The 18,464-nt window shown below is 66.1% G+C and carries 13 protein-coding genes, 1 tRNA gene and 1 pseudogene; 9 read left to right on the forward strand and 6 right to left on the reverse strand.

What is annotated here, in order from left to right; all coding sequences use genetic code 11:
- The first annotated feature begins 1 nt into the window (after position 1).
- The 5 genes from mycP to ACZ67T_RS24715 all read left to right on the forward strand — a co-directional run bounded on the left by mycP (position 2) and on the right by ACZ67T_RS24715 (position 5,557).
- Positions 2–1,390, forward strand: a complete 1,389-nt coding sequence (gene mycP / locus ACZ67T_RS24695; RefSeq protein WP_469986925.1) for a type VII secretion-associated serine protease mycosin — start codon at positions 2–4, stop codon at positions 1,388–1,390.
- A gap of 170 nt (positions 1,391–1,560) precedes the next feature.
- Positions 1,561–2,013 (forward strand): hypothetical protein, encoded by a 453-nt coding sequence (locus ACZ67T_RS24700; protein ID WP_469986927.1) that lies wholly within the window; start codon positions 1,561–1,563, stop codon positions 2,011–2,013.
- Positions 2,013–4,208, forward strand: a complete 2,196-nt coding sequence (locus tag ACZ67T_RS24705; protein WP_469986929.1) for a hypothetical protein — start codon at positions 2,013–2,015, stop codon at positions 4,206–4,208. Before ACZ67T_RS24700 ends, ACZ67T_RS24705 begins: the two co-directional genes overlap by 1 nt.
- Before the next feature lie 23 nt (positions 4,209–4,231).
- On the forward strand, positions 4,232–4,855 hold the full coding sequence (locus ACZ67T_RS24710) for a hypothetical protein (RefSeq protein ID WP_469986931.1): 624 nt from the start codon (positions 4,232–4,234) through the stop codon (positions 4,853–4,855).
- A 207-nt stretch (positions 4,856–5,062) separates the two neighbouring features.
- The gene (locus ACZ67T_RS24715) at positions 5,063–5,557 is read left to right on the forward strand and encodes a hypothetical protein (protein ID WP_469986933.1); all 495 of its coding nucleotides are present in this window, start codon (positions 5,063–5,065) and stop codon (positions 5,555–5,557) included.
- 3 nt (positions 5,558–5,560) lie between these two features.
- Here the strand turns inward: ACZ67T_RS24715 and ACZ67T_RS24720 are convergent.
- Positions 5,561–6,624, reverse strand: a protein-coding gene (locus ACZ67T_RS24720) for an IS630 family transposase (RefSeq protein WP_469986935.1) whose coding sequence is annotated in 2 segments (ribosomal slippage) — positions 5,561–6,160 and positions 6,163–6,624 — 1,062 coding nt in all. Because the reading frame shifts where the segments join, the coding sequence is not laid out codon by codon here.
- A gap of 235 nt (positions 6,625–6,859) precedes the next feature.
- Positions 6,860–7,443 (reverse strand): annotated as a pseudogene (locus ACZ67T_RS24725) (Uma2 family endonuclease).
- Between the two features lie 789 nt (positions 7,444–8,232).
- Between ACZ67T_RS24725 and ACZ67T_RS24730 the strand changes: the two are divergent.
- On the forward strand, positions 8,233–8,397 hold the full coding sequence (locus tag ACZ67T_RS24730; RefSeq protein WP_469987266.1) for a DUF397 domain-containing protein: 165 nt from the start codon (positions 8,233–8,235) through the stop codon (positions 8,395–8,397).
- 740 nt (positions 8,398–9,137) lie between these two features.
- Positions 9,138–9,758: a TetR-like C-terminal domain-containing protein gene (locus ACZ67T_RS24735; RefSeq protein ID WP_469986936.1), complete on the forward strand. Its 621-nt coding sequence runs from the start codon at positions 9,138–9,140 to the stop codon at positions 9,756–9,758.
- 796 nt (positions 9,759–10,554) lie between these two features.
- On the opposite strand, the gene ACZ67T_RS24740 is transcribed toward ACZ67T_RS24735, so the two are convergent.
- From ACZ67T_RS24740 to ACZ67T_RS24755, 4 genes are all read right to left on the reverse strand, one after another.
- Positions 10,555–11,097, reverse strand: a complete 543-nt coding sequence (locus ACZ67T_RS24740) for a hypothetical protein (RefSeq protein ID WP_469986938.1) — start codon at positions 11,095–11,097, stop codon at positions 10,555–10,557.
- Positions 11,094–13,172, reverse strand: a complete 2,079-nt coding sequence (locus ACZ67T_RS24745) for a hypothetical protein (protein WP_469986940.1) — start codon at positions 13,170–13,172, stop codon at positions 11,094–11,096. Before ACZ67T_RS24745 ends, ACZ67T_RS24740 begins: the two co-directional genes overlap by 4 nt.
- Before the next feature lie 65 nt (positions 13,173–13,237).
- Positions 13,238–13,594, reverse strand: a complete 357-nt coding sequence (locus ACZ67T_RS24750) for a hypothetical protein (RefSeq protein ID WP_469986941.1) — start codon at positions 13,592–13,594, stop codon at positions 13,238–13,240.
- Positions 13,595–14,095: 501 nt separating this feature from the next.
- A tRNA-Cys gene (locus ACZ67T_RS24755) sits at positions 14,096–14,167 on the reverse strand.
- A gap of 214 nt (positions 14,168–14,381) precedes the next feature.
- Here ACZ67T_RS24755 and ACZ67T_RS24760 point away from each other — a divergent pair.
- Positions 14,382–15,899 carry an MFS transporter gene (locus ACZ67T_RS24760; RefSeq protein ID WP_469986942.1) on the forward strand — a complete coding sequence of 506 codons (1,518 nt, stop codon included), beginning with the start codon at positions 14,382–14,384 and terminating at the stop codon, positions 15,897–15,899.
- Between the two features lie 667 nt (positions 15,900–16,566).
- Positions 16,567–18,369: a DEAD/DEAH box helicase gene (locus ACZ67T_RS24765; RefSeq protein ID WP_469986943.1), complete on the forward strand. Its 1,803-nt coding sequence runs from the start codon at positions 16,567–16,569 to the stop codon at positions 18,367–18,369.
- Positions 18,370–18,464 lie beyond the last annotated feature (95 nt).

Raw genomic sequence — 18,464 nt, forward strand, 5'->3', positions numbered from 1 at the left:
CATGCCCACCAACAGAAGTCGGTACGGCCGCCGAGCCGTTACGTCGGCCGCCCTCGGTCTGCTGTTGGTGGGTGCCGCAGCTACGCCCGCCCTCGCGGAATCGACACGCCAGCAGCAGTGGTACCTCACTGTCATGAAGGCAGAGGGTATGTGGCGTGTGAGTAAGGGCGAGGGCGTCAAAGTCGCGGTGATTGACACGGGTGTCGACCCGGGCAACGCCGATCTGCGGGGGCGGGTGTTGGGCGGTTTGGACCTGGCGCCCAAGGAATCTGGAGATGAGCACACCGACTATGAAGGGCACGGCACAGGTATGGCGGGCCTGATTGCCGCGACCGGAGCACACGGCGGCGGACAGGGATCGTTCGGCTTGGCGCCTGGAGCCAAGATCCTTCCTATCCGGATCCCGGACGGCGGAAAGCTGGGAAACCAGTACCAATCCGCCGCGCTGTTCAACAAGGTGGCTCCCCGGGCAATCCGCTACGCGGCGGACCATGACGCCAAGGTCATCAACATTTCCCAGGGCGTCTTGTCCGGGTCTGACCAGCTCACGAGTGCAGTGGATTATGCGTTGAAGAAGGGCTCACTGATTTTTGCGGCCACCGGTAACGACGGTAAGGACGGAAATACAGTGGAGTATCCCGCTGCCACCCCTGGGGTGGTAGGTGTGAGTGCTGTCGGCAAGGACCTCGCCATGACAGCCGAATCCACTCACGGGGCCCAAGTGGATATGTCCGCTCCAGGCGATGACATGATCCATGCCTGCGGGAGTAAAACCAGTGCGACCGGGCTCTGCAGGAGCCACGGCACGAGTGACGCCACGGCTCTGGCCTCCGCCAGTGCCGCCCTGATCTGGTCCAAGCATCCGAACTGGACCAACAATCAGGTGCTCCGGGTCATGCTCAACACCATCGGAGGACCGACGGATGGCGCGAAGCGCAACGACGGCATCGGCTATGGAATTGTCCGCCCCCGCATCGCACTGAAAGCCCCCGGCGACCCCGGCCCGGCCGAAAAGTACCCGCTCCCCGACTACCCCGTAGCAGCGTCCAAGTCGCCCTCGGCCAAGCCCTCCAAGGGTGCGCAGGCCCCTGATGACAGTGGCTCCGCCGCTCCGGTTGCCGTCGCTTCCAGAGGTGACGGGAGCAATACCCCGCTCTGGATCGGTGTGGGTGTCGGAACTGCCGCACTTATAGCCGCAGCAATCGCTATCCCAGTTGCTCGCAGCCGTCGCCGCGTACTCCCCACACCCCTGGCACCGCAGTTCCCTCAGTCCCCGTCGCCATATGCGGGACGGCCGTACACGAGCCAGCCTCCGGTTACCCCCACGAACTATGGATCGAACTCGCCGTACAACGGACCGCAAGGGCCAGGCCAGTCAGGCAATGGCTGACAAGCAGGGGATAGTTCACTTCCTGCGCGCCGAATGGCCTTTGAATACCGGCGTACATTTCCGTGCGAACTCGAAATGAGGAATAGCTCTTGCAAGCGAGCAGAGTGTATTGCTAGGTTCGTGGATGGTGCGCTCGAACCAATAACGTATGCACGGGGGAGGGTTCTCGCATGGCGTGGGAAGAGTGGGAGCAGCTGAAGGCCCAAGCGGTCGAGAAGCGCGCGACGGGGATGCAGTTGAACCAATTGGCGGACCCGGGCGGCGGTGGGTCCGGGAACGAGCAGGGCGACCTGCGCGTAAACCAGACGGATCTGGCCGCGGTCGGGGACGCGGCATATCGCCTGTACGGAGGGCTCGATCACTATGGCGATCACGCCCGCATCGCATCCATGGCTGCCGCGGGAGGCTTGAAGTCGGAGGGCTTCGAGGTGGGCGAGGGTCTCGATCACGTGGCCGAGCGCTGGGTGGACCAGGTGCAGTCCCTTCTCGATGCATGCGCGCACATCTCCAACCATCTGGACTACACCAAGGGTGCGCACGCGAAGGACGAGGTGTACATCGGGGGCACGATCAGCAGCATCTCCCAGTTGGACAAGGGATTCGACGACAGGGTGGGGCACTGATGGATCTCGACGCTCTGCGATTCGCTAACTTCTCCAAATTCGGTGAGGCTGTCACCGATTGGGAGGAGATGGTCAAAAAGCTCAAGGACCTCAGGGACGATGCTGAGCAGGACCTTAAGAAGAAGGCCATCAAAGCTCGTTGGGCCGGCGTAAATGCTGGAGTGACGCGCGAGTTCATCGGGAAGACGGCAGCGGAGTTCGCGGATGCTCACACACAGGCAGACACCATCGCGAAGATCCTCAATGACACCTATGGCGAGCTAAAGGGTTACTCGGAGCAGCTCAAGGATGCCATCCATCGTGGAGTGAACAAGAACCTCACGGTGACAGATACTGGCGGCGGTACCTTCCGTGTGGAGATGAACATCCACCCCGACCGCGCCGCCCAAGGCACAGAGGTGCCTCACCACAGCCAGCAGGACGTGAACGACTTCCGGGACGAGATTGCTGGCATCCTCGGCAAGGCCACGCAGTCCGACAAGTCGGCCAAGGAAGTCCTCAAGGCAATCGTTGACGCGGTCAAATATGGCTTCTCGGACGCCAGTTACCCCGATAGGGATCAGGCTGCCCAGGCGCTTAAGGATGCCGAAAAGATGGCCAAGATGGCCAAGCATCCGAAGGACATGTCACTCGACGACATCGCTGAGTTCAATGGGTACTTGAAGAAGTACCACGACGACCCGTTGTTCTCGGAGCGTTTCGCGACTCGGCTCGGCGCTAAGGGAACCCTGCAGTTCTGGACCGACATGACGGATCTGCACGCGGGTGCCAGGGGTGCGGAGCTCGATCAGATGAAGAGCATGCAGAAGAACCTGGGTATGACTCTGGCCACCGCATCGTTCTCGGACTCAGACGGCATGAAGGAGTGGAAGGGTAACGTGCTCAAAGAGACCAACACCAGCTTCAGGGCCGACCCGTCGAACCCCAATAAGCCGGTTGGGGCACTTGGATTTCAAGTGATCAGCAGCCTGATGCGTCAAGGGGAGTACGACACTGAATTCCTCGACTCCTACCGCGAAAAGCTGATCAAGGCCGATAGGGCGCCTAACGGGTTGCCGGGAATGGGTACCAACGACATCTGGGAGAAGGGTTACGAAAGTGTAGACCTCGTCTTCGGGAAGGGTGACGGACGCGATCCGCTTGAGGGGTTCTTTGATGCGGCCTCACATAACCCCGAGGCCGCTGTTAACGCGTTTGAATCGAAGTCCGATCTCAACCACTTGCTCGAGAGCAGTAAGTACACGGATCGCGGCCCCTCGTTGGGGCATGCACTAGAAGCAGCGGTCACGGGGGTTGCACACGGTGACACCCAGCACGGGGCGATGCCGCACAGTAAGACGCAGGTGCAGATTATGCAGAACGTGATCCACGCGGTTGCTCAGCCCGATGGGGGAGGGGAACTGGTGTCCAAGGGGATGGGCGAGAGTTTTGGGCACATGGCAGCCTCCTACATGCCCGAGATCAGCCAGTCGTTGGCCGGGCGCGGATCCGGAGCGATCTTCCTGACGGGCAGTGAAGCCCCTGCTGGATTGGACCGGACGGACGTGACCCGGTTTCTGTCAGAGGTGTCCACGGATGACGATGGGAGGGCTGCCATTCGTTACGGTGAGAGCATTTATACGAGTAGCTTGCTCGACGCGCACCTCGCGGATCCCTCGATTTTTGACGGCAGTTCGCATCAAGTGATTCAGAACATTTCCCATAACGCTGGTGTGATCGAGGGTATCGTCGGACATTCTGTCGCGGACGCAGATATCTCCGCGTCTGTCGACGCAGAGAAGGAAGCGAATGACGCCAACAAGCGGCAGGGTGAGTTCTTCAAGTCGGTTCTCTCTGCCGGGGTTGGAATCGGGTCGGTCGCTTTGGTTCCAGCCACAGCCTCCGGAGCTTTGGCTGGCGCAGCAGGAGGAGGATTCTTCGGCGGCGTTGCCAGCATGTCTGTGGACCGCATCTTTGACGGTCGAGAGATGGAAGGTGCGTTGGACGGGGCCCTGTACGAATCGGGACAGGAGCTTAACAAAACGCAGGATTCCGTCAGCCAGCAAACTCAGTGGGCGGTCGCCGACGCCCTCAAGCAGCATCATGTTGACATGCCGAAGGATGCAACAGACAACTTCGTAAGCCAAGAGGTCAACCGAGGATGGGATGACAGCGACAGGATGCTGGAAGACGTGAAAAAGCGGCCGAGCGCATAGATGAAGTCGAGAATGGGTTCGTTGTGAAGAAGAGTGCAAAAGAGCTCACCATTGGCGCGGTGGTCATCTGTGTTCTGGCTGGTGGTGGCTTGTTCGGGTACCAGCAGATATTCACCAAGGGGCTCGACCGGCTTCCTGCCAAGGTGTGCGACGGTGCCATCAAGCGGGAGGCAGCTGCCCGTGTACTGCCGGATGCCCGATCGGCGGGTGACAATGCTGGAGTGACGGGGACCGGGGAGAATTTCTTCCTCGGGTGCAAGGTTGACACGAGTGGAAACTCGATTGTCTCCGGAGAGGTGAGGGTCGAAGACGCGTCCTTGAAGAATTGGGTCGACTACTACAAGGGCAAGATTGACGCAGAAGTCAGCCGTGTATCCGTCGGTGATGTAGAGGCCCTTTCGCTTTCCGGCACTGCCTCCGTTTACGTCCCATGTGTCCCGCGTGGCGTCAATGCGTCCGACGCGAACCAGTCTTATGCCATGATCGCCGAGGCAAGGGTGATCGGTAAGAGCAGGGTCAAGGGCGCGGCGCTGCGTCAGGCCCTGACCGACTTCGCGTACCAGCTCACAGAGCACGCATACAAGGTTGGTGAATGCCAGAAGCCGCTGGAATTTCCCCAGGAGCTTCCTCCCTACAGGTCGAGTTGAAATGACTTCGCGCTCGCGAACGTCCCCCCGAGTTTAGCTCAAATAATGGCATGGCTGTTTGCCGTCAGACTTATCGGGAAGCCGAAAGGGAAGGAGTGGGAGATCCCCTTCGTCCTGCTACTGAACTTGAATGGGTGATGTCGGGGACGGGGAGCGTGGTGGTACCCCGAGCCGCTCCACCTGTGGCTGGCTCGGCAAGATGAGCGCATGGTCGAGAGCGAAGCAGTTCTGCTGGCGTTGCTGCGCGAGCTTGATGATCCGGAGTGGTTGGAGTGGCCGCAGCACTACGACCGTGGCGAGACCGCAGCCCGCTTCGGTGGTCTACTGACCCGACTCGAAGGCGACTTCGCAGCTCGCTGCACGGATGAGCAGGACACCCAGGACTCCAGCGAGTACGGACGCGTCGTCGTTCCGGCTGAGGCGACCGTATGCGGAACCCGGATCGTCGTCTGCGTGAGCAAGTTCGGCTCGCTGGCGCTTGTCTGCGCGGACAACCCGGGCGCCTTCCTCGGAACGGAGGAAGCTCACGCCGAGGGCGAGTTGGACGGCGCTGACCTTGCCAAGGTCAACCGGGCGTTGGTTGGGCTCGGCTATGTAGTGGTTGCCGAGGAACTGCTGGAGTGCGACTACGACGGGCCGAGTCGACTGCCCTCGCATGTTCAGCGGCCCACCTGGTGGGCTCGCTTCTTCGGCTTCTTCTGACGATCACGCCGACAGGGTCAGGCCCGTGCCCGCCAGGCAGCCGTCGATGACCTCCGGCCGGTGCTGGAGCATCTTGAGCTTGCGCTTCACGGCGCGGGTGACCTGGCCGAGGTCGGCGGCGGCCAGGTTGCCGACGTCGCGCTTGACGAGCGACCAGATGCCCTCCTGTGGGTTGAGGTCCGGGGCGTACGTCGGCAACTGGAACACGGTGAGCCAGTCGGCGTTGGCCTCGAAGAACTCCCGCAGCGGCGCGACCAGGTGCATGCGCAGGTTGTCCCACACCAGCACGATGGGCCCGCCGAGCTGTGTACGGGCGCGGAGGACCAGGTCGCGGTAGTCCTTCCAGCCGAAGCCCTTCGGTTGGTCCTTGCGGCCCCGGTACTCGCGGATCGCGTAGATCAGACGCGACCGCTCACCAGGCTTGTAGCAGGTCATGCCCGCCATCGACACGCGGCCCGAGCCCCGTCCGCGCACACGAACGACCGGAGTACTGCCCTTACGGCCCCAGGTCCTGGCACGCGGCGGCGTCATCGACTGGCCGGCTTCATCCTCGAAGACCACCCAGCCACTGTTCGCCGCCGCGGTGCTCTTACCCGCGCCCACACCTCTCGCTTCCACAGCTCGACCGCATCGTCGTCACGCTCGATCGCACGCCGGGCTGGTTGCTGCCAGCTCCAGCCGTGACGCTTCAGCAGCCGCCAGGTGCCCTCGACCGTGTAGGACACATGGAACAGTCGACCGATCAGTGTCTTCACCCTGGCCAGGGTCCACCGCTGATCGGCCCACCCGTGCGCCAGAGGGTCGCACGCCAACGCCCGCTCCAGCCTGGCCATTTGCACATCAGACAGTCGGGGCCGACCAGGTGATCCCTTGGATGCCACCCCGGCCAGGCCTTCCTCGCGCCACTGGCGTCGCCAGCGTTCTACCGACCGCTTTGAGACCCGCAACGCGGCAGCGATATCCCGGTTCCCCTCCCCGCCCTCGAACCGAGCCACGGCTTCGTGCCGAACACGCTCCCGCGCGGCTCTCTCGACGTCGGTCAAGCCACCACCCTGCGCGTATCTCACCGCCGCAGGACTACCGAAGCCACCCCCACGCCGTCCAGAGAACGGCCCGACATCACCCGATCAAGTTCAGTAGCTTTCGCGCTTGTCGATCCGGAGGCGTGGACTTTTTTGGACCACAGCAGAGAACCCCGGCCGTCGACTCCATGTCCAATCGAGTGTGCAGCGAGTGCGTGGTGAGCTCGCGGCCGATCTGGGATGAACCAGACGGGCCGATGCGCGTGTGCCCCCGTCGGATTCATGCATAGCGCGGCAGGTCGTTTGTGGGGATCGTCCAGTCGGCGGTGGTGACGTCCTCGTCGTAGACGAAGTCCTTGCGGGTCGCGTGACGCGGGCCATCGGGGGTGGAGTGGATGTCTGTCATCACGGCGCCGGTGCCCGTCCGAGGCTCGAAGATCATGTAGACGGGGATGCCCAAGAGCGGGTAGTCCCTCATTTTGCCCAGTCATTGTCCGGGTTGGAGTGTGAGACGACCTCGATGGCAGCCAGCAGAGTGCGCGTATCGAATACGTCCTCGCTCTCCATGTCGGCCTAGGCGATCACCATGACGTCAGGGTGGCGCGTGATTCCCTCCGACTGGTTCTCTACGTCCGGGGTCCCGGTGTGGGCCACCAGGTCCTCAGGCAGCGCCCTCTCCAAGCGTCTTCGGATGCGCAGCACGGTCAGCTCGTGAGGCTTGGCCGGCGACATCATGTCGTGGACGATTCCTTCCTTTGTGGTCTCGAACTTGCCCGGAAGCGTGTCGTCCATCGACTGCACGTACTCCCGCATCACCCGGTAGGTGTGGCTGACCGTGCGCTTGTCGTCCGGGGCGATGGTCATGTCACTCGCCTCTCGTCGGTGCTGGCCGGGGCAGGAGCCATGCGTTTCATGCTAGGCGGCCTCTTGTCTGGAGGCCTGGCATGCAGGGCAGCAAGCCGACTCGGGGGAGCGGAACGCTCGGTCGCAGCCGTTGCAGCTCTGGAGTGGGGCCGGGCGGGTTGGGGGTGGGGCAGGCCGTCGGTGCGCGTGCGGGCAGGGTTGGAGGGAGTAGTTCCGTCAGGCGGTGGGACAGAAGGGCTGCCGGTGTCAGGGTTCGGCGGATCACCTCCGGGGTTATGCCTCGGTCCAGCCACGCCCTTACCACGGGCGCCAGGCGGTGTACGTCGCGATTTGCGAGCAGGAGGCGGGAGTCGCGGCGTAGGTCTGCGAGGAGTGACGCGGCCGGGTCGGAGGGGGTGAAGGGCGCTGAGTTCTCGGGGGGGGCGTTGAGGGGATGATTGGCGGATTTGGGGGCGGGGGAGTTGCCAGAGTGTGGGGTTTCCGCGAGGGGTTTGGCCCCGAACTGCCAGTCACCGCCAATGGGTTGTTGTACGACGTCGTGCGCGTGATCACTCGGCCTGATGCCAGACGCTCTCGGGTTCGCGTCAGGTAGCCGTGTGCTTTCAGTTCGCGTAACGCCGCTGTGATGCGGACCTCGCCCTCCGGGAAGCGGGCCGCCAACGTCTTGATAGTGGCGCTGGCTCCGCGTGGGGAGCGACTGGATATGGGCCGCCAAGCCGATTGCTGTGAGGGAGAGTTCGCGGTGCTGGACCAGGTGGCTGCCTACGACCGTGAAGCGGTGACTGCGGGCTGGCGTGGTTCAAGAGCAGCTTTAGTAGTAGCAGTAACGGCGAGGACTGTGTCGAGGTTGCTGCTACGCCCACGGCCATCCATGTCCGCGACTCCAAGGACACCGGGCGGCCCCACTTCGCTGTGGTGTCAGCCGCCTGGGCCGCGTTTGTCGCCTCCCGCTGATCCAAGAGTGCTGGGGCTTGGGCTCGCCCTCCCGGCTCTGCCGTCGGCGGTCGGTCAGTAGCGGACGTAGTACTCGTCGAGCAGGCGCGTACGTATTGGTTCTCCAGGCGGGCCTTTAGGCCGCAGTCGTGCTCCGGGGAGGTTTTCGCCCTGGCAGTCCGAGCTCGCTGACGGCTTGCTGTTCGTGCTCACTGTGCGGCCCGTGGTGAGGATTCCCCTGACGAAGCAGCCGTCGGACATGTCGTCGTCGGCGCACGGGTAGTCGCCCCTAAGCGTGGCTCGTGTGGATCGGCCACCCAGTTGCCGTGTCCGGCCCATCTTGAACGTGATGTCGTCGGTGTAGTCGGCGTGGGCTTTCACAGCGCTTGTGGTCTGCAGGGCCGCTGCGCCGACAAGGCCGACTGCGGTCATCACGATCTTCCGGCGGATGGTGCGTGTCGTGGTCGCACGGCATGGAAGGGCACTCCGCCTCGGTTGTGGCGTCACCGCTGCCGCGCGGCGTTGGCCGGCGCGGCAGCGGTGACGATATCCCCCGTTGTGTGAGCCTCAGACCTGGTTCGGGTCTGAGGCTCACGGTCCCCCGTGCACCTCGCGCGACGCACTAATGCTTCTTGCCGCGCATTAAGGTCCGCTCACGTTATCCGGAAGCCGGTCGGCAACACAACGCGAAATCGGCAGGAATCAACCGAACCGCACGTGAAGATCTCGTGCCCACTGGTTCGGCGTCTAGATTGACGTCGATGAGTGAGCGACCACAGCCCGGCTCGGCCCGCCCCGGCGGACGCACGGCCCGCACTCGCGCGGCTGTCCTCGCCGCCGCGCTGCACGAACTCGACGAGGTCGGGTTCGGTGAGCTCACCCTGGACAGGCTCGCGGCACGCTCCGGTGTGCACGTTTCGACGATCAGGCGACGCTGGCGCGGCGTCGAGGGCGTTGTCGTCGATCTGATGGCCCAGCACAGCAAGACGATCGCCACGCCGGACTCCGGTGAGTTCCGTCAGGACCTGTACGAACTGGCCGAGGCCATCGCCGGGTTCCATGCCTTGCCCCGCAGTCGCAACCTCGTCGAGGCGATGGTGGCGGCCGCCGCGTACGACCCTCACGTCGCGGACATGGTCCGCAGCGCCTTCACCGCGCGCACCGAAGTCGTGACGGCGCTGGTTCACCGTGCCGTGGACCGGGGTGAGGTCCCGCCTGACACCGACGCGTACGAAGTCATCGCCGCTCTGAGCGCGCCCTTCTACTACCGGCTCCTCATCATGCGGGGCGCCATCGACGAACGGCTCGTCCGCACGAGCGTCGAGGCGGCGTACCGGGCGGCGCGGGGTGGAGTGTTCGGTGGGGAGGGGGCTGGGGGTTAGGTCTGCTTCCGGGGCGGGGGGTGGGTGTGCTGCCGGGGTGAGGGGAGCGGGGCGGCCGGGTGCGTAGGCGGGGGCGGCTCTGGCGCGGGGGCGGGTGCACCGATCGACTCCAGCCGAACGGGCTCGGCCTCGTGGGGCCGCCCGCACGACTCATTCATGGCCGTGACCAGCGGAGACTGTTGTGTGACGGTCGCGCGTCGAGCGTGCAGATCGAGCAAACTTCGGCCGTCTGTGTACCTGCGTCTGCTCCGGGTAACTTACTCTTGAGTAAGAGGGCCGCCCGACTTCCCCCCGTGGTTGGGCGGCCCTCATTCCGTTTGCGGAAGCCCGGTGATCATCCCGTGGCTGCACGATGGAATTGCAGTGGTCCAGGCCTATGGTGTGGCGGCACTGCCGCGTCACGGGGGTGGCAGGAGTGGTCGATGGGGCCCCGTATCTGACACGGGGCCCTGTGCGACCGATCGTTGGGTTCGCTCTGTGCGGGGAGGTTCACTTCGCGACTGAGGGGCTGCCTGGCGCGCCGACTCGGGCGGGGTCGCTGACCGCGGGTCTCGGCGGGGTCGTACTTTGGTAGTGCGAACTTCGCGGAGAGAGGACGGCAGCCGTGACGACGACAGGTGAGCCCCCGGGTAGCCAGGGGCCGGCGGACGGGCCCGAGGCGCGCTCCTACGAGCCGGGACCCTCCGCCGGGAAGCTGCTGCTGTTTGTGGCCGTGTTCGTCGCGTTCGCGGTGATTGTTGTGGGTGGGGGCGTCATTCTTACGGCCGGGGGATGACGCGTCGCATGCGCTCGCTCGTCAGGGGTGGGTACAGCCCACGGCTTTCATGGTGGCGGGCATGTAGGCGCGCATGAATTTTTCGATGGCCGTTCTCTGGTGAACAACCTCATTGTCGCGAGTGACCTTGAGGGCGAGGGTGAAGTTCCATTTCCCGCTGCCCTTGCATCGAGTAGTGGCGATCGACCCGTTGTCTCCGAGCGTGGCTGATTCGGCCAAGTGATGAATACGCCTCGGCTCCCACAGCCCGGTGGCGGAGTTATCGAGGGATGAGTACTTCATGGGGTCGATGCTGTCTGTGTGCCAGGAAAACCTGAGTCGGAGTGCTTCGGATCTATCGACAGAGACGATGCATACTGACCTTCCTTTCTCGCCCCAGCCGGCAGTGTGCCACTCGCTGAATGTCCCTGTGGATTTGAGCAGAGGAGCTGTGAGGCCTTGAGTGACAGGCGTGTCGCAAATCTGCCGTGGAATGTCGATGTTCCGCGCACTGCAGGCGGGTAAGCAGAGCAGGGTGAAGACTGTTAGGGAAGATGCTCCGACCAGCTTGTTGCGTCGGCTCACTGGGTGGCCTCCTTGGAAACGCCCTGGGCGCGTAGGGCTCCCGTGTCTGCAGCCTGGTCAACCACGTCCTGCGGATCGTATGGCGACCTGCCGTCGGTGCGATGTACCTTGCGCCACTCCTCTGCCAGGGCCATCAGCTGATCGTTTCGGTTGCTGTATTTGGCGAGATTAGCGTCTGCGGCCTTATCGTCCAGCTTCCTCTGTTCGTCAGCCAGCCACTTATCTGTCACATAGTCGACGCCTGCCTGCACTTCGTCGCTACCGACGGGGAGGTATCCGATGGCTTGATCGACGACCCACTTGTTCTTGAACTCGGCAACCTCGGGGTCTCCTGCGGCGGCGATTCTCGCCTGTTCGAGGAACCCTACGGTTCGTCCTGCATGAGTCAATGAGTCCATCGGGCACTTCTGGTCAGGGTCATGAATATCGGCGACCATGGCGTGATTGATCCCGCTGTTGAGCGCTGCATACGAGCCTTGATCCTTGGAAACCTGCTTCACCACTTCGTAGAGCTGATCCTGAGGGATAATAGCCCCCCTCATTTCGATTCTGCTCGCCGCCGCATGCACCGTATCCCCGTGATTGACCAGGATCTTTGCCATCGGCTCCCGCAGTGACGCCGGGAACTTGTCCCCCTCGGCCGCCAGGTACTTCAGGGACGACTTGAACACCTTGTTGTTGTCGGCGGAGTGGTCCACGTACTTCGCGTTCGGGTCCGACGGGTCCAGGCCCGTTGCCCCGGCCTGGAGCGCCGCCGCGAAGCCCGCGTGGGTGTCCGTGTCCAGGGACGGGGTGTAGACCGTCGCCTTCGGCGTCTCCTCCGTGTGCTGGGTGATCTTCCAGTCGCGGTCGTGCATCAGGTACTTCATGCGGTCGTCGTCATTGAGGTAGTGCGCCGCCGTGGCCGGCTCGTGGCTCATGAGACCGAGTACGCCGTCCACCGGGTCGTTGGCGAACCAGCCGCCCCGTTTCCCGCTGTACTCGCCCTTCAGGTCCCACTTGTCGGGGGTCTTCTTCTCGGCCTTGATCATGTCGTCGCCGAGGTCCTCCAGGAAGTCCCGCCCGTATCCGTCACCGTGCTGCATGAGCGTGACCAGCGACTGGTATCCCCGGACCTTGTCCAGCCTGGCTGCCTGGAAATCGGTCTCGTAGCGCGCGACGCCCGCCTTCCGCATTTCCGTCCGCCAGTCCTTGTACCACTTGGAGTGGGGGTTCTTGGTGGCCGTCGCGAGGGAGTTGGCGAGGCCGGCCTGAATGGAGTCGTAGTCGGCCGCGTGCCGGGGGTCGGTCACATGGGCGAGGTCGCCGAGGTTGTTGGTCAGGCGAATCGTGCCGCTCGGGCCCAGGCCGTCCAGGACGGTGCGGCTGAATCCCGGATCATGGCTGTTGTCGCGGAACGAGCGTTGGAGTTCGGCCAGTTGGTGTGGCGTGAGCCGTTCGCCGTTGGCGAGTTTGCGGGCGGATTCCTTTGCCACGTCCGCCTCATACTGTTCGATGTCGCCGTCGCCCTTGGCATGGGGGTTGAAGCCGTTGCCCGTACCGTCGGTGAGGTCGGAGTCGAAGACGGCGGCGCCGAGCGCGATCTCGACGCCTGTGTCCGCATCCCCCACGGCGCGCACCGCCTTGTCGATCCGCCCCTGCCAGGACTCGACCGCTCTGTGCACCTCGGCCCTGCTGCCGGGGTCGTGCATCGCCGAGCCCGACCCACTCGCGGCCGCGCGTTCCTCGTCGTATGCCACCACGCCGCGATCCGAGACCCTTATGCCGGCCTCGACGGCCGCCTCGCGCTCGGACTTGAGGTGGCCGCGCAACGTGGCGAACTGCGCGTGAGCGTCCCGGAGGAGCGAGGCGATCGCCTTTGCTTCCGTCTGGGCGTGCTGGAATTCGTGGAGCGTTACGTCGAAGCGCTGGCCGGCCGCGTCGGCGCTCAGGCCGGTCCAGGTCCCGGGGGTCGGTGGGCCGGGCGTGATGCCATGCACGTCCCGCTTGTAGTCCGTCTCCCGTTTTCCGAATTCCTTCGCCATACCGTCCCAGCGGTCGGCCGCGGCGGTGAGTGTGGCGAGGTCGGTGGTCATGATCTCGTGGTACGTGGGCATGGGGCGGGTCCTCGTGCGTCGGTCGGGGGCGGGTCGTACGGCGATCAGTAGCGGTCGAGCGATGACGTCGTCCGGACCTGCGCCCCTACGCCGAAGTCCGTTCCCTGGAGGAGGGTCGTGGTGGCGCGCAGCGACACCTTCTCCGAACTCAGCCTGTTCATAAGGGACTTCACTTGATCGCCCCAGGTCTTGTGCGCTTTCTTCAGGGCCGATGACGTGATCCAGCCATGCCCGTCCTTCGCGTCGAACGCCCGGACGGCGGCCCCCGTGTCCTCGTCCGCCCACTCGCCCGACCGGCGTGTGTCGGGTTCGATGTGGTTCTCGATCGCCCGGGCCGCGGCGCGCTTCCGCGCCGGTGACGAAGCGAGGTTCTGCTGCCCCTGGGCAGGTCCGATGGCCATGATGCTGATGTCCTCCCCGTGTGTGTACTCGCATCCCCGCGCAGGCCAACTGCCTTGAGTTGAGGCGGGATTCTGGGCAACGAGGGCCGGACGCACTGGTCACCCCACGTCCGGGTGATCAGTTCCGCAGGCCGGTGGCGGGCGGCGCGGAGGGGCGTCCGTCTCGGGTGACGCAGTCCGTGTGGCTTGACGGGGCGGCGACGCGATCGTGGGGGCGTCAGCGATGTCCAGGCAAAGAGCATGGCCACCACCGCGTCCGAGAAGGTGAAGGACAACTACGGTCAGGGGCAGCAGTAGGCGGCAGGGAAGGTCTCATGCAAGACGAGCCCTGGGGCAGCGGGTGGAAGGCTGTGACAGCGCGACTCGCCTCCCCGATGGGGTGCCGAGCATCGGCTGACGCGGCGTAGCGGGCGGGCCGCCGCCCGGATGTGCCGTAGCGCCTTAGGGGTGGCCCACGATTGGTGGGCCACCCCTGAGGTTGCGGCTCAGCGCCGCCGGCAGAGGCCGTGACCGGAATCGAACCGGTGTGCTTCGCTTTGCAGGCGAATCCCTAAACCACTCGGGCACACGGCCAACTGAGTTCGGAACAAGGTTCGTTGAACTCGATGTCTTGACCGTACGGCCCGTCTTCCGCCGCGCCTAGAGCATCGCGTGGGTCGCAATGTGACTGCCACACGGCGTTCATGGTGGGCGGGGCGTCGTACGAGGAGTCGTACGACCAAGGGACCAGGAGGACGGGGACCACCGACAGGGGCCAAACAGTGTCGTGCCCCTTACTCTGAAACGCATGACCGCCCTGGAACCGCCCGGTGACGCCGAGGTCGCCCGCGACGTCGCCTCCGACGTCTCCCTCGACAGACCCGCCGATCTCACTGCCGACCTCGGTGCCGGCCTCGCTTCCGGCGTACGGACCGGTGAAGGCGTGCTCGGGCGCGGCTATCGCGCCCTCAGCATCGGCATCGTCTCCGTCGTTCTACTCATTGCGTTCGAGGCCACCGCCGTCGGGACCGCCATGCCCGTCGCCGCGCGTGAGCTCGACGGCGTGTCGCTCTACGCCTTCGCCTTCTCCGCCTACTTCACCACCAGCCTCTTCGGCATGGTGCTGTCCGGGCAGTGGGCCGACCGGCGCGGGCCGCTGGCGCCGCTGGGGGCGGGGATCGCGGCGTTCGCGGCCGGGCTGCTGCTCGCCGGTACCGCGGCGTCCATGTGGATGTTCATCGCCGGGCGGGCCGTGCAGGGGCTGGGGGGTGGGCTGGTCATCGTGGCGTTGTACGTCGTGGTCAGCCGCGCCTATCCGGAGCGGCTGCGGCCCGCGATCATGGCCGCCTTCGCCGCGAGCTGGGTGGTTCCCTCCGTCGTCGGGCCGCTCGCGTCCGGCGCCGTGACCGAGCACCTCGGGTGGCGGTGGGTGTTCATCGGGATCCCCGTGCTGGTCGTGTTCCCGCTCGCGCTCGCGCTGCCGCAGATCCGGCGCCGCGCCTCCGGGCCCGCCGAAGGCGCCGTCCCGGGCGCCGTCGACCGGCGCCGTATCCGGCTCGCTCTCGGGATCTCCTTCGGCGCCGGATTCCTTCAGTACGCCGCCCAGGACCTGGCCTGGGTGTCCCTTCTCCCCGGCGCCGTGGGCGTCGCCCTGCTCGTGCCGGCCGTGCTCGGGCTGTTGCCCCGGGGCACGTACCGCGCCGCCCGCGGGCTGCCCGCCGTCGTCCTCTTGCGCGGTGTCGCCGCCGGGTCCTTCATCGCGGCGGAGTCCTTCGTACCGCTGATGCTCGTCACGCAGCGCGGGCTCTCGCCGATGATGGCCGGGCTGTCACTGGCGGTGGGCGGGGCCACCTGGGCGCTGGGCTCGTACGTGCAGTCCCGGCCGGGCCTGGAGCCGTACCGGGAGCGCATGATGGCGGGCGGGATGGTCCTGGTGGCCGCGGCCATCGTGACCGCTCCGAGCGTGCTGATCCAGGCCGTACCGGTGTGGATCGTGGCGGTGGCGTGGGGCTTCGGGTGTCTCGGGATGGGTCTGGTGATCTCGTCGACGAGCGTGCTGCTGCTCCAGCTGTCCGCGCCGGAGGAGGCGGGGGCGAACTCGGCCGCGCTGCAGATCTCGGACGGCCTCTCGAACGTCGTCCTGCTGGCCGTGGGCGGGGCCGCGTTCGCCGCGCTCGGGGGCGGGGCGGTGGGGGCCGCGCACGGCGCCACGGCGGCCGGCGGGTCGCACCCGGCGGCGTTCGCGGCGGTGTTCCTGCCGATGGCCGTGGTGGCCCTGGCGGGGGCGTGGGTGGCGACTCGGGTAGGGGCCGAGCGGCGCAAGTAGAGGCCGAGCGGCGCGGGTAGGGACCGAGCGGTGCGGGTAGGGACCGAGCGGTGCTGAGGCGCGAGTGGCGCTGAGGGGCAGTGTGAGGACCGTCGGACCGCGGATGTGAGAGCCGTCGGACGGCGGACGTGCCGACCCTCGGACGGCCGGTCTGCGGAGCCTCGGACGGCCGGTCTGCGGAGCCTCGGACGGCCGGTCTGCGGAGCCTCGGACGGCCGGTCTGCGGAGCCTCGGACGGCCGGTCTGCGGAGCCCCGGTCAGCCGGTCTGCGGAGCCTCGGACGGCCGGTCTGCGGAGCCCCGGTCAGCCGGTCTGCGGAGCCTCGGACGGCCGGTCTGCGGACCCCCGGTCAGCCGGTCTGCGGAGCCTCGGACGGCCGGTCTGCGGACCCCCGGTCAGCCGGTCTGCGGACCCCCGGACGGCCGGTCTGCGGGCCGTCGGACAGTGGGTGTGAGAGCCGTCGCACAGCAGATGTGAGGCCCGTCGCATCCAGTGCCCGAGCCCCCGAGTCTGCCCCGGGAAGTGAGGGGGCCACCGGTAGGGTGGCCCGGTTGTCGTACGTACCCGACCGCTTCGATCACCGCCCCGTCCCGCGCCTCGTCGCCCCGTCCCCATCCGCGTAACCCGCCTCGTCGCCCCGTTCCCGCGCCCGTCGAACCCGGAGACCGTGACTACCACCGCCGCCACCGCCTCTTCCTCCTCCCACCACCTCTCACCCGCCTTCCCCGGCCGCGCCCCCTGGGGCACCGCGGGCAAGCTGCGTGCCTGGCAGCAAGGGGCCATGGAGAGGTACCTCCAGGAGCAGCCGCGCGACTTTCTCGCCGTCGCCACCCCGGGCGCCGGCAAGACGACGTTCGCGCTCACCCTCGCGTCCTGGCTGCTGCACCACCATGTCGTGCAGCAGGTGACCGTGGTCGCGCCGACCGAGCACCTGAAGAAGCAGTGGGCCGAGGCCGCCGCGCGCATAGGCATCAAGCTGGACCCCGAGTACAGCGCGGGTCCGCTCAACAAGGAGTACCAGGGCGTCGCCGTCACCTACGCGGGTGTGGGCGTGCGGCCGATGCTGCACCGCAACCGCAGCGAGCAGCGCAAGACCCTCGTCATCCTCGACGAGATCCACCACGCCGGTGACAGCAAGTCGTGGGGTGAGGCGTGCCTGGAGGCCTTCGAGCCGGCGACCCGCCGCCTCGCCCTCACCGGTACGCCGTTCCGCTCCGACACCAACCCCATCCCCTTCGTCCAGTACGAGGAGGGCAGGGACGGCATCCGGCGCTCCTCCGCCGACTACACGTACGGCTACGGCAGCGCGCTCGGGGACGGCGTCGTGCGGCCCGTCATCTTCCTCTCCTACAGCGGCAACATGCGGTGGCGCACGAAGGCCGGCGACGAGATCGCCGCCCGGCTCGGCGAACCCATGACCAAGGACGCCGTCAGCCAGGCCTGGCGCACGGCCCTCGACCCGCGCGGCGAGTGGATGCCGAGCGTGCTGCGCGCCGCCGACCAGCGGCTCACCGAGGTCCGCAAGGGCATCCCGGACGCCGGGGGTCTTGTCATCGCCGCCGACCAGGACTCCGCCCGCGCCTACGCCAAGCTGATCCGGGAGATCACCGGTACGAAGCCCACCACCGTCCTGTCCGACGACACCGGCGCGTCGAAGCGGATCGACGACTTCTCGGCGAGCAACGACCGCTGGATGGTCGCCGTCCGCATGGTGTCCGAGGGCGTCGACGTGCCCCGGCTCGCCGTGGGCGTCTACGCGACGACGATCTCGACCCCGCTCTTCTTCGCGCAGGCCGTGGGCCGTTTCGTACGTTCGCGGCGGCGCGGCGAGACCGCGTCCGTCTTCCTGCCCACCGTCCCCGACCTCCTCGGCTTCGCGAACGAGATGGAGGTCGAGCGCGACCACGTGCTCGACAAGCCGAAGAAGGACGGGGAGGAGGACCCCTACGCCGAGTCCGAGCAGGAGATGGACGAGGCGAACAAGCAGGAGGACGAGGACACGGGGGAGCAGGAGCAGTTCTCCTTCGAGGCGCTCGAGTCCGAGGCCACGTTCGACCGGGTCCTCTACGACGGCGCCGAGTTCGGCATGCAGGCCCACCCGGGGAGCGAGGAGGAGCAGGACTACCTCGGCATTCCCGGGCTCCTCGAACCCGACCAGGTGCAGATGCTGCTCCAGAAGCGGCAGGCCCGGCAGATCGCGCACAGCAAGAAGAAGCCCGACAGCGAGGCCGATCTCCTCGAGATGCCCGCCGAGCGGCGGCCCGTCGTCTCGCACAAGGAGCTCCTCGAACTCCGCAAGTCGCTGAACACGATGGTCGGGGCGTACGTACATCAGAGCGGTAAGCCGCACGGTGTCATCCACACCGAGCTGCGGCGGGTGTGCGGAGGGCCGCCGAGCGCGGAGGCCACGGCCGGGCAGTTGCGGCAGCGCATCGCGAAGGTCCAGGAGTGGGCCACCCGGATGAAGTGACGTCCCTCAAGGGGCGTTGGGCGGGGCCTCTGTGACTGACCGTGGGGTTCATGAGGCTCTCGCCGGGACGGGTCGCGCGTGCCGGGAGTCGTGTG

The sequence above is a fragment of the Streptomyces sp. NPDC107517 genome, assembly GCF_055582645.1.